The organism is Dyadobacter sp. SG02 (assembly GCF_900109045.1).
In the GTDB taxonomy this organism is placed as follows: domain Bacteria; phylum Bacteroidota; class Bacteroidia; order Cytophagales; family Spirosomataceae; genus Dyadobacter.
The window spans coordinates 145,158-159,777 of sequence record NZ_FNYL01000019.1; the positions used below are offsets into that span (position 1 = coordinate 145,158).

The 14,620-nt window shown below is 51.0% G+C and carries 9 protein-coding genes and 1 pseudogene; 3 read left to right on the forward strand and 7 right to left on the reverse strand.

Going from position 1 to position 14,620, the window contains the following annotated elements:
• Positions 1–573: 573 nt before the first annotated feature.
• The 7 genes from BMW93_RS32265 to BMW93_RS32295 form a co-directional block, all read right to left on the reverse strand.
• Entirely contained in the window at positions 574–1,665 is a 1,092-nt protein-coding gene (locus BMW93_RS32265) for a phytase (RefSeq protein WP_090386442.1), read from the reverse strand.
• A gap of 275 nt (positions 1,666–1,940) precedes the next feature.
• A complete protein-coding gene (locus BMW93_RS32270) occupies positions 1,941–3,203 on the reverse strand; it encodes a right-handed parallel beta-helix repeat-containing protein (RefSeq protein WP_229241068.1) in 1,263 nt (420 codons plus the stop codon).
• Between the two features lie 39 nt (positions 3,204–3,242).
• Positions 3,243–5,999 (reverse strand): TonB-dependent receptor, encoded by a 2,757-nt coding sequence (locus BMW93_RS32275; protein WP_090386477.1) that lies wholly within the window; start codon positions 5,997–5,999, stop codon positions 3,243–3,245.
• Between the two features lie 292 nt (positions 6,000–6,291).
• Positions 6,292–7,962 carry a tetratricopeptide repeat protein gene (locus BMW93_RS32280; RefSeq protein WP_090386479.1) on the reverse strand — a complete coding sequence of 557 codons (1,671 nt, stop codon included), beginning with the start codon at positions 7,960–7,962 and terminating at the stop codon, positions 6,292–6,294.
• Between the two features lie 121 nt (positions 7,963–8,083).
• A complete protein-coding gene (gene xylA / locus BMW93_RS32285; protein WP_090386446.1) occupies positions 8,084–9,412 on the reverse strand; it encodes a xylose isomerase in 1,329 nt (442 codons plus the stop codon).
• Between the two features lie 158 nt (positions 9,413–9,570).
• Positions 9,571–11,685, reverse strand: coding sequence for a peptidylprolyl isomerase (locus tag BMW93_RS32290; RefSeq protein ID WP_090386448.1), 2,115 nt, complete (start codon positions 11,683–11,685; stop codon positions 9,571–9,573).
• 138 nt (positions 11,686–11,823) lie between these two features.
• Positions 11,824–12,249 carry a hypothetical protein gene (locus BMW93_RS32295; protein WP_090386481.1) on the reverse strand — a complete coding sequence of 142 codons (426 nt, stop codon included), beginning with the start codon at positions 12,247–12,249 and terminating at the stop codon, positions 11,824–11,826.
• A 212-nt stretch (positions 12,250–12,461) separates the two neighbouring features.
• Between BMW93_RS32295 and BMW93_RS32300 the strand changes: the two genes are divergently transcribed.
• From BMW93_RS32300 to BMW93_RS32310, 3 genes and pseudogenes are all read left to right on the forward strand, one after another.
• Positions 12,462–12,764 (forward strand): SCP2 sterol-binding domain-containing protein, encoded by a 303-nt coding sequence (locus BMW93_RS32300; protein WP_090386450.1) that lies wholly within the window; start codon positions 12,462–12,464, stop codon positions 12,762–12,764.
• A 64-nt stretch (positions 12,765–12,828) separates the two neighbouring features.
• Positions 12,829–14,277, forward strand: coding sequence for a Gfo/Idh/MocA family protein (locus BMW93_RS32305; RefSeq protein WP_090386452.1), 1,449 nt, complete (start codon positions 12,829–12,831; stop codon positions 14,275–14,277).
• A gap of 93 nt (positions 14,278–14,370) precedes the next feature.
• Positions 14,371–14,620: pseudogene (locus BMW93_RS32310) on the forward strand (IS1182 family transposase); the annotation flags it as partial.

Sequence of the window (14,620 nt, forward strand, 5' to 3'; positions counted from 1 at the left end):
CACGTTCAGGGGCGCAATCCTTCCAGGCTCTTTTCGGGAGAGAAAAGGCAAAGAAAAAGCGTGTTTGCCGGACCAGACAAACGGTTGCGCGCGCACCGCTGTCAGCCCGCAGAAACAATTGCGACCTGGTTAATCGTTGAGTAAAGCCAAAGAAATGCCGTTGCGCCCGTATGGCGGCGTGGCTGGTGTAGCGGGAAGAATAACGTTGAAGTTGAAGGCAAAGTCCGGACGCAGCCAACCACCCGCAGGGTGATAACGGTCAGGGGTAAACGTACTTCGTAACGCTTGAAAGTGGGTTATAAAAGAAGAATCGGCCAAACCGCAGGTTTAGTTCAGAATGCTACTGGTTTGATGCCGGAAAACAGGACCCGTGAAGGTGGTCGGAAGCCAGGGCCCCTAAGTCGGAAAGTGTACAGTTAATAACATAAGGGTTAGAATTTTAGGTTAGTTATAGAAGGTTAATTAAAAGTAGGAAATAACATTGATTAGATATTACATCTCAATCAAAATTATTGTAAATAATCCTAAAAAAAATTGAGAAATAGTTATAGCGAAACTATTTCTCAATTTTGGTTACTTAATTGATTTTAAGTGTTTTCCGGCGATATCTTCCCAGCGATAGAGGTGGAAGGTCTTGTCGTCGCTCATAGCTACAAACAAGCCGCTGCGGAACCGGGCATTGAGGGGGATGGAAACGATGTCGGAACCGTCGCTGTGGGTTGCTTTAACGGTTACTTTTCTCAGAAGCGTATGTTCGTTGGGCTTGCCGGAAGCTCCTTCCCGCGGGAAAATCTGGAAACTGTTGGCACCCTGATCGGAAACGAGGATATAGCCGGTACTGTCGGTGAGTTGGTAAATGGAAATGCCTTCGTGGTCTTCCGTAAAGCCACTGATCCCGAACAGCGCGAGTTCTTCATTGCCTTTTTCGGGATCGGCGTAGTATTTGCGAACCCCCTTGCCTTCGTCGGAATAATAAACGTAGCCGAGCTGGTCGTCGACGGCAATCGCTTCGATCTCTTTCAAGCCGCTGTATTTGCCGAATTTGCGCACAAGCGAGGCTTTCACCTGGCCTTTGCCATTGTCTTCCAACAGATACTGCCAAAGGTACGTGCCGTCGGTAGGCCCCGTTTTACGCCCTACGATCGCATATATTTTACCCGATCTGTTTTTATAAAGCGAAATGCCCATCAGATCGCGGGTACCTTCGCCGGTTTCTCCCACAAAAACATCGATGCCACCATTGTCGATCGGTTTCATATCGGGCACGCTGTAAATGCGGAGCTTGTGCGTGAAACGTTCGGTGGTAACGGCAATGTCCACCGGCTTGCCAGCCAGTGTCAGGCCATATTCAATGTCTACATTGTCAGGTCGTTTCAGGCCGGTGACGGATTTGTCGCGTTGCATTTTGCCTTGCAGGTCGAACACGTACAGGCCGCCGTCCTGATCTTTGTCGGTGCCTATGATCAGACTTTTTGCGGGATCGGTCGGGTTGATCCAGATCGCCGGATCGTCGGTGTCGTGGGCTACGGTGTCGGTGATGAAAACCGGCTGAATCACCGCGCTGATGGTGTCGGCTTGCGCGGCGGAATGGATGGGGGTGCTATTGTTGGACTGGCAGGCCACGACCGCCACCAGGCCAACGGCCGAGAGAATGAATGCTTTCACTGGTGTTAGAATAAAATATGGTTACACGTGGATGTCAGCCGGGCAGGTTTTCTTACGGTGCGCTGCACCTCGTAAAATCACGTGACGATTTCTACAAGTATTACGGCGCTCTGCGCCTTTTACGGGCCAGGTGCAGCGCACCGTAATATTTGTGGATTGTTATCGTAATGGGATTTTAGGAGGTGCGGCGCACCGTATTTCAAGAGAAATCGATTGTTGCATTATCCATTAATCCTTTTGCCGTTAGCTGATTTGGCGTCGCTCGGATAAATGAATTACTTCGTACCCAACGCACCGATGTAGTCGGCGGGAGCGGGGGATTTGTAGGTTACGCCGTTGATCACCAGGCCGTCGGCGTACAGGCGGGTGAAGCCGGTCTTGCCTTTACCCAGCGCCGGGGAGCCAGCCTGCAAATGGAAGTCCCAGGCGGTATTGAAAGTGGCGTTTTTGTTGTCGGTAGTCAATGGGTAGTTCACAAATTTAGGGTCGTTGTCGCCCACTTTTGCTGAAATCAGGTCATTAGCGCCTTTCAGGATCTCTACCGACGGCTGGAATTGCTTCACCCCTTCCTCGGTAGCTCCATAATACAATGTATTGCTTGTCACCGAGCGGTCGTCCACCGATTTGTCGACGTTTTCCTTTTTGATACCGAAGCGGTCGTTGGCCAGCAGGTTGTTGTAAAGGTCCACACGAACGCTTTTTTCAAGCCAGATAGAGCCGCCTTTGGTTGTAGGCCTTCTCCAACCCGCATTGATAATCGTATTGTTGTAACCTACAATGTAAGCTTGCGGTGAACGGTCGCCGGTGTTGGAGAGCTTCAATGCATTGGTATTCGGACTGTACACCACGTTGAATGCCACATCTGCCTGCACACCCGATTTGATATTGATCGCGTCGCCACCCGATACGCCGGTAGTGTTGAAAGTATTGTTGGCGATGATCACATTACCGCCTTCGATATAGAAGCCGTCTTCGTTGAAGTTGCGGATGGTGCTGTTCATTACCACCAGTTTACCATTTACGTTGGGATAGTAAATAACCGGCACGTGCTCGCCCGCAATCGCTTTGTACAAACCGGCTTTCACTGACGGCGATTCTTCGGTCGTTACCGCACCGCCGTATTCAAGGATGGTATTGCTCAATACGAATTCGGCTGAATTCGGACCGGCGATCAATCCGCCCCAAAGGTTACCATACAGGTTGCCAGCCGTTTTCCAGGCATCAGGTACAGTAAATTTCACAGGGGCGGCAGCAGTACCGAGGCTGTACAGGTTACCTTTCACCACCACTTCCGGCTTGATCACGGAGTCGCTGAAAAGTACCGTTACGCCTTCTTCGATGGTAAGCGATTTACCTTCCGGGATTTGAAGGTGGCCGGTCACTTTGTAGGTATTGCCTTTGGTCCAAGTACCGGAGACTTCGCCTGTAACCGATTGTTCGGTGGGCTGTGGATCGGAAGGTGTCGGATCGGATTTGTCGTCGCTGCAACCGGTGATCAGGAATGCGGCTAGCGCTGAAAGCATGAATAGCTGTTTCATTTTGGATTGGTTCATAAGCATTAAAATTTTGATGACTGATTAAAACTTGTATCGTACGCCGAGCAGGTAGGAGCGCTGGTAACGGTCACGGCGGATGAGCGTTTTGCCCGACACGTCCTGATTCGGGATATTGGCATTGGAGGCATTGGTATTCTTCATGTAAACTTCCATCGGGGTATCGAGGAGGTTGTTGGCTTTCAGAAACACGCCGAGGCCGTTTCGGAACGTTTTTTCAACGGAAGCATCCATTTGCACGAAGCCTTTTTGCCAAAGGTCATTGTCGACAAACTGCGATACCGTGTTGATGCGCTCACCGGTGTACCCGCCAGCAAGCTGCGCATCGATGCCGTTCTCCTGGTTTTTGTAAAGGACCGAAAGGTTACCCACATGGGCCGATTGTCCGTACAGCGGCCGCGTTTGCATCACGCTGATGGTTTCCAGGTCACCGCTCTCGTTCCGTATGCGCCTGGACTTGGGTGTGGTAATGCGCGAATGCGTGTAGGTGTAGTTGGCCTTGATCCCGAATTGCTTCACGTATCTGATATAGTCGATTTCCAGCCCGTAGTTCTTCGCATTTCCGAAATTTCCGGGCGAGTAGTAGATATCCTGGCCGCGGATCGCGTCGCGTTGGAGCGTGTATTCGATCGGGTCTTTGATCTTTTTGTAAAAAATGCCCACCATAAACTGCTCCGAAGCACGCGGGAACAGCTCGTAGCGCAAGTCGATGTTGTCGGCAATGGCGCGTTTCAGGTCGGGGTTGCCGCGTTCCTGGTATTCTTCCTGCACAATGCGGTAAGGCACGATCTCGAAGAAGCCGGGTCTGTTAATTGAGCGGAAATAGGACGCGCGGAGGTTGATATGGTCTTCCGGCTTGTATTTGAAATGCAGGCTGGGTAAAATGTCGGTATACTTCTGGTTGCTGCTCGGCCGGTCTTCCCCGATCGGGAAAAGCATCGAATAGCCCTGGTCGGTATGCTCCGCACGTAGGCCACCGAGTATTTCGAGGTTTTTCGTTTCGGCTTTAAACTGGATAAAACCTGCTTTGATCTGTTCGGTGGCATCGTAGTTCAATGCACTCGCCACGGAGCCCCGCGGGTTCTGGATCGTCCAGCGGATCTGGGAGTTTTCGGTGAAATCCCTTCCGTATTCGGCCAGCGGGTCGGCCGGGCGGAGCTGGTAGTTGTTGTAAAAATTGGAGCGCGATTTGTCGCGGAACAGGCCACCGGCCGTCCATTCTACCTGCGTGGAGCCTATGGTTGTGTTGTAAATTAAATTGAGATAGGCAGACAAGTCACGGTCGGAGTTGTGCTCCCACCGCCGCGATGCGTCGCCGACAGTTGTTTTTCTTTCCTGAAAATGCTCCATAACGCCGGTCAGCGGCACAGTCACATTATCGGGAACCTCGTTGGTCGCTTTGGAATACACCGCCGACCATTGCAATGCGAGCGCATCGAGCAACTGGTGCTTACCTTGTAATGTGCTGTTGAAAATCTGCTGTTTGGTCAACCGCGAGCGGGTGGAATAGCTGAGTGTTGCATTGCCGGCCACCGGATCGTAACCGCCGATGGTGAGCTGGGTAGCTTTCGTGTCCCGCACCTGCACGTTGGTCAGGTTCATAAATGCATTGTAGAACTGGATTTTATGCTTCTCGTTGATGCGGTAATCTAATTTTGAATGCAGGCCATACCGGATCTGCTGTTCCGAATATTCGCGCTCGCTCATTTTGGTAAGCACTTCGCCGCGCAACGTATCCACCGCCTCCGAGTCGAAGAAGAGGCTGTTGCTGCCGCGGTGGGTGTTCTGATAGCTTCCGGCGAGCAGAACACCCAGCTTGTCGTTCAGGAAACGATTGCCTATCGCAATGCTGCCGAGCAGGTTGGGAGCGGGTGTTTTAAGTTTATAATTAACCGCAGCTGTCGAAAAATCCGACGGGGTGGCATTGTACTGGTTACCGTTCCGCTCATAGGGAGATTCCGATTCTATATTTTTAAAATCATACCCCGTGAATTTGCGGTTCATGAACAGCTCGTTATAGCCCGTAGAAACATTGGCCGAGAAAGTAAACTTATCGGGTGCGTCTTTCATGACCATATTCACCGCGCCACCGATCGCGTCGCCTTCCATGGCGGGCGTCAATGCTTTGTACACTTCGAGGCGGTCGAGGAGGTCGGAGGGAAAAATATCCAGTGGGACATAGCGGTACTTGTTATCCGGGCTCGGGATCTTCACACCATTCACGAGGGTGTAATTGTAGCGTTTGTCCATGCCGCGCAGGATCGCGTACTGGCCGTCGCCATTGCTGTTGCGCTCGATGGAGATGCCGGAAATACGCTGGATCACGTTGGCGACGGTGAGGTCCGGGGAAATCTGGATCGTTTTGCCGGAAACAATATTCATCACCTGGCTCGCATTGCGCTCCATAAGGCGGGCGGTATTGTCGCTGGCACCGTCGCGCTTGCCGGTAACGGCCACTTCTTCCAGTTTCAGCCCGACCGCCGCTTCCAGCGAAAGGTCCATTTGAATCACTTCATTCCCATTCACCGCAAACTCCTTTTGTAATGGTGCATAGGAAATGTGCCGGATCATGAGCCGGTAAGAGCCCTTTTGAAGGTTAGGGATCGAGAACGAACCATCGAGGCCGGAAATGTCATGAAAGTTGGTACCCTCGATGGAGATAACCACGCCCAGTGCAGGTTCGCCGGTGGCCGCTTCGAGTAGCTTGCCTTTCAGTGTTCCCGCGCGGAGACTGGTAACAGTGATTAGCAGGAGGAGGGTATGTAAAATATTTCGGATCATCATCGTTTGGTATTGGCAGCTGAAATTTTAGCGGTCGGCGGTCGGCGGTCGGCGGTCGGCGGTCGGCGGTCAGCGGTCAGCGGTCGTGTTTTTGACGATGCGAAGGTGTGCAGAACAAACTCAGTGATCCAAATCAGCGCCGTTAACAAAAGGGCAACAGACCGTTTCGGGGCGTTACATGAAGGCAACAAGGGTTGATTTTTGATCATAATGTCTTTATATACAGGAGCTTAAATGCCTGATTGAAGCCATTATGTTTGCGTTACGGCACTGTTAAGAAATTGTTAACCGCCTAGATCGACTGGATATAAGCCGAGAGATTGTCGCCTGCCGCCAGGTTCAGTTTCTTGCGCAGGCGGTGGCGGATCACGCGAAGGCTGTCCTGCGAAATGCCGAGGAGCGTGGCGATATCGGTAGAGGTAAGGTTCATTTTGATCAATGCGATCAGCCGGAGGTCGTTGGCGGTAAGCGGGCCGGTTTGCTGTTGGAGCCGGTCGAAAAACGACTGGTGTACTTGCTCGAATATGCCCCGGAATTCTTCCCAATGCTGGTCGTCCTGCAAGCCTTCGCCGATCTGTTCGGACAATGCTTTGATCTGCTTCCGCTGGTCGCGCTTATCGTCCCTGATCATCTCGTCGAGCCTGGTGCGCAGATCTTCCAGCAACTGGTTTTTACGAATTACGTGTAAGGTATAACTGCTCAGTTCCTGCGTTTTGGTTTCGAGCTGTTGTTTGAGATGCTCTTCTTCGAGTTTTTTGTTTTTTAACTCAACCTCCATCAACTGATTTTTCGCTTCGTACACCTGCTTGTGCTGCGCGCGAAGCTTTTGCTCGTTCCGGATTTTGAGTCGCTGCCGGCTGATAATCAATGCGGCCACAGCGATAACCAATAGTACCACAATGCCTGTTGCAATGGAAATAAGGGTATCGATGCGCCGCGCCTGGGTCAGTTGTTCAATTTCATTATCCTTTTTCTCGATCTCATACAGGGTTTGCAGCAATGCGAGCTGCTTGTTGCTCTCTTCGGAATAAATGTCGTTGAGCAGGCTGCGGCTCAGCGCCAGGTAATGGAATGCGCTGTCGTTGCGGGCGAGGAGGTTATAGGCTTTGGCAATATCATTATAGGCGCTCGAAATCTGGTAACGCTCGCCATTGGTTTCGGCGAGTTTCAAACTTTGGATACTGTAAGCCAGTCCTTCGCGAAAACGGCCGGTTTTCCGAAGTACATCACCCAGGTTATTCACTACTTCCACTTGCGCACGGGTGTTGCGTGTCTGCGCATTAAGCGCGTAAGCTTTGTTGAAATAGAAATAGGCCGAGTCGTATTTTTCAAGGTCTTCGTAAATGCTGCCGATGTTTTCGTAAATCTTAGCGGCGCCGTCGGTATGGCGGTCGAGCTGGTAGGATTGCAGGGCCTGGCGCTGGAAATGGAAAGCGCTGTCGTACATTTCGCGCTTTTCGTACAAATGGCCGATGCGGCCGTAAATTTCTGCTTTGCCGGACTCGTGTTTCAGATTTTGGTAGATAACCAATGCTTCGTCGTATTGTTTCCGGGCGAGTTGTGGTCTGCGGGTGCGGTAATAGAGCTCGCCAAGCATGTTCAGGTTCATAGCCAGCATCTTTTTCTGATCCTGGCTGCGGAATATCTTCTCAGCTTGCAGCAGGTAGTCGAGCGATTGCGGGTAATGTCCTGAAATGAAAAGCAGCCTTCCGATTTGCTGTAAATAGCCGGCGGCTTCTACCTCGTTACTTTTCCCGGCCGCTGAATTGTAGCTCGCTTTCAGGCCGATCAGCAACGAATCAGGGTTCCGCGGACTTGCCTGAATGCCGCGATCCGTTTCCTTGAAGTCAGTTTGGGCAAATGCAGTTTGGGTAAATATGCAGGGTATTATCCACGCCATAAGCAGGATAATGCCGGGTAGGATAGGAGAGGGCGAAAGTTTCTTGGCGCGGCCGGTATGCATGGCAGAAAGCGCTGGGTTAATTTCATGCAAGTTACGGCCGTAGGCCTGCATGAATGCCAAAAGCCATTGAAATACATCAATGGCTTTTGAAAATTAATATTGAGGTAACATTGTGTTAGTCTCAGATGAACCGGTTGATCAGGTTTTCGAGGTATTCCTGTTTGCCGGAAATCGTCGCAGGCTCGCCTTTCGTAGCGGCCAGGTCGAACAGGTCTTCCAGTTTCAATGCACCTTTTTCGAAATCGGCACCTTTGCCGCCGTCGAAGCTGGCATAGCGGTTCTTGCGGATCTTGTCGTAATCTCCGTTCTGAATGATCTTGTCGGCGATCACCAATGCACGGGCCACCGTGTCGATACCGCCGATGTGCGCGTGGAATACATCATCCACGTCGGTCGAGTTACGGCGACGTTTCGCATCGAAATTGATACCGCCGCCTTGTAATCCGCCTGCATTCAGGATCACGATCAATGCGCGCGTCCATTCGGCGATGTCGTTCGGGAACTGGTCGGTATCCCAGCCATTCTGGTAGTCACCACGGTTAGCGTCGATCGATCCCAGGATGCCTGCGTCGGCTGCTACTTGCAATTCGTGTTCGAAAGTGTGGCCTGCCAATGTAGCGTGGTTCACTTCGAGGTTCAGGCTGAAATCGGCCAGCAGGTCGTGCTGACGAAGGAAGCCGATCACGGTAGCTGCATCGTAGTCGTACTGGTGCTTGGTAGGCTCGCAAGGTTTTGGTTCGATGAAGAATTTACCTTTAAAACCATTCGCACGGGCATAGGCTACCGATATTTTCAGCATTTGGGCAAAGTGCTCCTGCTCGCGTTTCATATCGGTGTTCAAAAGGCTCATATAGCCTTCGCGACCGCCCCAGAACACATAGTTTTCACCGCCCAATGCGATGGTAGCGTCCAAAGCCATTTTGACCTGCGCACCTGCGTGAGCAACCACGTCGAAGTCAGGGTTGGTCGAGGCGCCGTTCATGTAACGGTGGTGACCGAAAAGATTGGCCGTTCCCCAAAGGAGTTTCACGCCGGATGCCTTTTGTTTTTCACCCAAATAGGCGGTCAATGCTTGAAGGCGTTTTTCGTTGGTACGTACGTCGTCGGCGTAATCTACCACGTCTACATCGTGGAAGCAGTAGTATGGCAAGCCCAGCTTGGTAATGAATTCGAATGCCGCATCCGCTTTGTCTTTGGCACGGTCTACCGCGTCAGGTTTCTTGTCCCATGGATAGAAAAGCGTAGGCCCGCCGAACGGGTCCAGGCCGGCTCCGCAGAATGTATGCCAATATGCCACTGCGAAGCGCAGGTGGTCTTTCATGGTTTTGCCGGCGATAACGCGGTTTTCATCATACCAGCGGTAAGCCAGTGGGTTGTCGGTTTCCGGGCCTTCGAAAGAGATCTTTCCGATACCCTTAAAATACTCCTGTTCTCCGAGTAGAATGCTCATTGTAATGTAGTTAATCGTGGTCTGATATCAATAAGTGTATGATTGACATTTTATACTGCAATACTATCACTTTTTTCTGAAAATTTTGCAGTACAAACAAAAAAGAGGAGCAGATTTAATTTCTGCTCCTCTTTTGCAAAGATTTTAAGCGATTTTGATCAGAAGAACTTCGCGCGGTGGTCTTCGATTTTTGCACTTTCGCGGATGGCTTCGTTTACCAGGTACGACATACGGCTTTCCAGTGATTGGGTCAGCTGTGTTTTGTACTGGGTGAAGTCGGCGATCTTAGGCGCATCTGTTTTGCTTGAAAGCTCCATGACGAACACACCGTTTTCGCCCGTGAATACACCTGATTTCTGTCCGGCTTTCAAACCGAATGCTTTTCCAAGCGCGATAGGATCGAAACCTGCGCTGGTCAGGAAGCCGGTTGCCAGTGAAATGTCGTTGGCAGATTCAACCAATGCACCTGCACCGTATTTTTTCGCCATGTCTTCGAGTGATCCGGTTGCACCTTTCAGCTTGGCAGTGATTTGCTCCGCTTTGATCTGATTACGCACTTTGGTCGTCAGTTCGTCGCGGAAATCATCCACTTTCACATCTTTCGCATCCGATTTGCCTGTCAGCACAGCTACCACATATTGTTCTTCCGTTTCGAACACAGGTGATACTGTCGAAGGCTTGGTATCTTCTTTGAATGCCCATCTTACGATGTCACGTGCATTCTGGATCGCATTGATATTCGTAGCCGACTCGGGAATGCGGTTTGCATTTGCCAGAACCAACGCTTTGTTTTTCTTGACAGCTTCTTCGAACTGCTCGCGGCTTTTCACGGCGTTCGCGAATTCGTCGGCTCTTCTGTATGCTTCGTCACGGGTAGCCTGGCTTGGAGCGATGGTCTTGCCAATGGTCGCAATGCGGTACAGCGTATTCGATTTCGGAGCAGTTACTTTAATAATGTGGAAACCGAACTGGCTTTCTACCAAACGTGGGATCAGGCCGGGAGCGGTTGCAGAGAAAACAGCTTCCTCGAATGGTTTCACCATCGCGCCGTTGTTCTGGAAGTAACCCAGGTCACCACCGCGTTGTGCCGAGCCGGGGTCCGCGCTGGAAGTAGCAGCCAATGCTTCGAAATTGGCACCTGCTTTGATCTGCGCCAGGATACCTTCCGCTTTGACACGTGCAGCTGTTTTCGCAGAGTCCGACTGGTTTTCAGCACGGATCAGGATGTGGCTGGCTTTGGCAGACGAAACACTGTCGGAACGGGTTCCGCCGTATTTGTAGATATAATAGGTATTGCCTTCGCGGTAAGGTCCGTAAACACCACCGGGAACGAAAGTTTTCACCGCTTCTTTCAACTGGTCGCTCATCGTAGCGTACGACTGGTTGATCGGCGTCGGGATGTCGCTGTTCATCGCGGCGAATGCAGAGTCGCTTTGCGCAGTCGCAAGGCCGCGTGCGAGTTCTTTGATTTCGGTATACAATGCAGCGCTGTCGTCTTTCGCAGGCTGAACCGGGAACGTTACGTACTCGATCGAGCGGGTGTCGGTTCCTTTGTATTCTTTTTTGTGCGCGCTCAGGTAATCTTGCAGCTGCGCGTCGGTTACTTTAATCGTTGTATCTACCACCGAGAAATAAGGTACATAGAGGTAGCGGAGATTGGCTTTGGTATTTTGCGCTACATACTCTTTTTCAGCTTGTGCTTTCGGCGTGTAGGTCGAGAGGCGAAGCATGTTTTCGTATTTCGCACGGGTGCGCTCTTCACGAAGGCTCTTTTCAAAATTCTCCCAGGATTTTTGTTGTTCCAAAGGAAGTGTTTTGAGGTTTTTCAGATAGTTGATCACCGCATTCTTGTCGAAACGGCCGGTGGTAGGATCTGAAAATGCTTGCAGAATCGATGGGCTGATGTGGTTACCCTGTACCATGTCGTACAGTTCTTCGTCGGTTACCGCCAGTCCCAGCTTGTCGTATTGCTTTTTGTAAGCAATGTCGACCACGAACTGGTTCCAGGCCTGGTCTCTCAAATTAGCCAGCTCGCCTTCGTTGAGGCTGCGGCCCGACTGAGCCTCGTAGTTCTGACGGAACCCGTCTACCCGGCTTTGAAAATCTTTGATATTAATTTCTTTCCCGGCAATCTCTCCCACTACCTGTTTGTTGTCGCCAAGTAGAGAATTTGGGCCCAGCAAATCGCCTCCCACCATAAAAAGAATTAAACTGATAGCGATAACCGTGACGGCTACCCCGGATTTTTCTCTGATTTTGTTAATTAAAGCCATTTTCTCGATTCAAATTAGTGCGCAAAATAAAAAGTTTTCTTGATGGAATGCAAGAGCTTACAATCCTATTTACAATTATTGGTAACATCCGGACGTTGCGCGGCGGGTCGGAGATAGCAGGAGGCAGGTTTCAGGGCCTTAATACATGTGTTTCAGATTGAAAGCGTAGAGGATCGCCATGAAAATACTGAAAAATACGCCGGCCATGGCGGTAATGACGCCCATCCAGCCGCCGATCATCAGTAAAGGGGCTGCAAACGCAACCGCGATCCCACCCAGATAGAGGAAATAACCCTTCCGTTGCAGGTTCCACATCAGGTAGGCCGCATAGAGTGACAGCGATTCGAAAATCAGCATGATAATGGCGCTGGTTTTGATGTTTTCCTCGGTAGTCTGATCTATGATCGCCTGGAACATCTTGTCCATCGTTTTGGTCTGGGCGGCGCTGCCCTGACGATCCAGGTTTTCACGGACGGCCTCAAACGTTTCGCGGGTTTTGTCGGCGGTGATGCCGGGGTTCCAGAGCCTTTCGGATTGGGTCCAAAGACCCGAAACAGCACTCATGAAGGTAAGAAAACACAAAATCGTAAGGAACGTGGGGCGATTCACAGGTGCACTCATTCAGTTAATGACAGATCAGCAGGTTTTCTGATGAAGGATGTAAAATTTGCCGTTTTCGGTGAAAACACCAAAGCCATTTGAATATTCTTCCAGTCGGCATACATTTGTCGTTTTTTAATCCAATAAAAACTCAAACTTTCTAACAAACAGTACTTATGAGCCTTCAAATTCTGACTGAACGCATTGCAAATATCCTGGGGACCGATAGCGGACTGGATGCCACAGCCAAATTTGTAACCGACGAAGGGGTCCTGTTTGTCGATGGTAAATCCGTGCCCAACGGCGTTTCCAATACCGACGCAGAGGCCGATTGTACCTTCGAGGTTTCGGTGAAAAATGCATTGAAACTGATCGACGGCGACCTGAATGCGATGATGGCGCTCATGACCGGGAAACTGAAAATAGACGGCGACATGGGCGTTGCGATGAAGATCGCAGAAACCTTCGGACGCCGATAGTAGGCTTTTGGGCCGGGTGCCTTTTCTTCGATACCATCAGTTTTCAACAAACGATCACACAAGCATGGACAATCAGGAAAAGGTATCCGGAACTTCAACCAAAAGAAGAGATTTTATCAAAGCCGGGGCATTGGCCGCCAGCGGTTTTATGATTGTCCCGCGCCATGTACTGGGGCGGGGATTCACCCCTCCAAGCGACAAGCTCAATATTGCCGCGGTCGGTTGCGGCGGCAAAGCCGACTTCAATATCAAGCAGGCCTATAATAATGGTACCGAAAACATCGTCGCACTTTGTGACGTCGACGACCGCCAGTCCGAAAAGTACCGCAAGCAATTCCCCAATGCGCCTTATTATAAGGATTACCGCAAGATGTTCGAGAAGGAGGCCAAGACGTTCGACGCTGTCATTGTCACCACGCCCGATCATATGCACTACCCCGTCGCAATCGCCGCGATGGAGCTGGGAAAGCATGTTTATGTTGAAAAACCATTGACCAAAGACATTTGGGAGGCCCGGATGCTCACCCAGGCTGCGAAGAAATTTAAAGTAGTAACCCAAATGGGCAACCAGGGCAGCAGCAGCGACGGCACGCGCAACACGGAAGCGCTCGTACAATCGGGCGCGATCGGGGACGTACATACGATAGAGGTATGGACGGACCGGCCCGTGTGGCCCCAGGGCGTGCAATCGCCGAAAGACAAAGGCGAATCGCAACCCGTCCCTGCGGGCGTCGACTGGGATTTGTGGCTCGGTACCGCCCCCAAACGTGATTACCACGAAGCCTATATGCCCTTCCGCTGGCGCGGCTACTGGGATTTCGGTACCGGCGCATTGGGCGATATGGGTTGCCATTTCCTCGACGTTCCTTTCCGTGCATTGAAACTCGGTTACCCAACTTCGGTAGAATGCAGCGTGGGTTCCGTATACGCCGATTTCTTTCAGCAAGCATTCTTCGACGACGTCGCTCCGCCTTCGGCCAACATTCATTTAAAATTCCCCTCGAAAACACCGGGCAAGGAAATCAACCTGAACTGGTACGACGGCGGAATGCGTCCGCAATTGCCCGATGGCTGCGATTACAAGACCGTTTTCGGTAGTGTGGATGGTGGGATGCTTTTCATTGGTACAAAGGGTATTATCAGTGCTGAAATGTTTGGTGAAAACCCGAGACTCTGGCCGGAGAGCAAATTCGCGAACGTTCGCATTGCCAGCAAGCCGCGCGCATTGGTGCAAGGCGGCTGGCAAGGGCATCAGCAGCAGTTTGTACAGGCTTGTAAAAAGGGTTATGGGGCTTATACGAGTTCTTCTTTCGACCAATCGGGGCCGCTGACGGAGATTGTGCTCATGGGTAACCTGGCCGTGCGCTCGTACCTGCACAGGGAGGCCAAAGCGGACGGGAAGGGTTTCAACTTTCCGGGCCGGCAGCGGTTGATGTGGGATGGGACTAATATGAAGATAACCAACTTTGACGTGGCGAACCAGTTTGTGAAGCGGGAGTATAGAAGTTTTTGACATGAATGGGGGCTGACCCAAAAGCAAAAAGCCCTTTTTCTACTATGTAGAGCGAGGGCTTTTTTGTATTTTTAATTACGACATTAGAAATACATGGGCAAGATAAAAAAATCTGTTGTTTTTAAGGAATATGACCCCGGGCAATTGCTATTGTTGCCCCCTTCACTGGAAGAGCTGATCCCACAGGCACATTTGGTACGGGTTGTCAACCAGGTTGTCGACCGAATGGACATCAGCGAGCTGGTCAACCTTTACGAAGGTGGCGGCACCAGCGCCTACCATCCACGGATGCTGCTGAAAGTGTTGTTATACGCGTATTGCATGAAAATATACACGGGCAGGA

Coding starts and splice junctions, on each gene's coding strand:
- BMW93_RS32305 (WP_090386452.1), top strand. CDS start 12,829: ATGGACAATCAGGAAAAGGTATCCGGAACTTCAACCAAAAGAAGAGAT.
- xylA (WP_090386446.1), bottom strand. CDS start 9,412: ATGAGCATTCTACTCGGAGAACAGGAGTATTTTAAGGGTATCGGAAAG.
- BMW93_RS32275 (WP_090386477.1), bottom strand. CDS start 5,999: ATGATCCGAAATATTTTACATACCCTCCTCCTGCTAATCACTGTTACC.
- BMW93_RS32280 (WP_090386479.1), bottom strand. CDS start 7,962: ATGCATACCGGCCGCGCCAAGAAACTTTCGCCCTCTCCTATCCTACCC.
- BMW93_RS32270 (WP_229241068.1), bottom strand. CDS start 3,203: ATGAAACAGCTATTCATGCTTTCAGCGCTAGCCGCATTCCTGATCACC.
- BMW93_RS32295 (WP_090386481.1), bottom strand. CDS start 12,249: ATGAGTGCTGTTTCGGGTCTTTGGACCCAATCCGAAAGGCTCTGGAAC.
- BMW93_RS32300 (WP_090386450.1), top strand. CDS start 12,462: ATGAGCCTTCAAATTCTGACTGAACGCATTGCAAATATCCTGGGGACC.
- BMW93_RS32290 (WP_090386448.1), bottom strand. CDS start 11,685: ATGGCTTTAATTAACAAAATCAGAGAAAAATCCGGGGTAGCCGTCACG.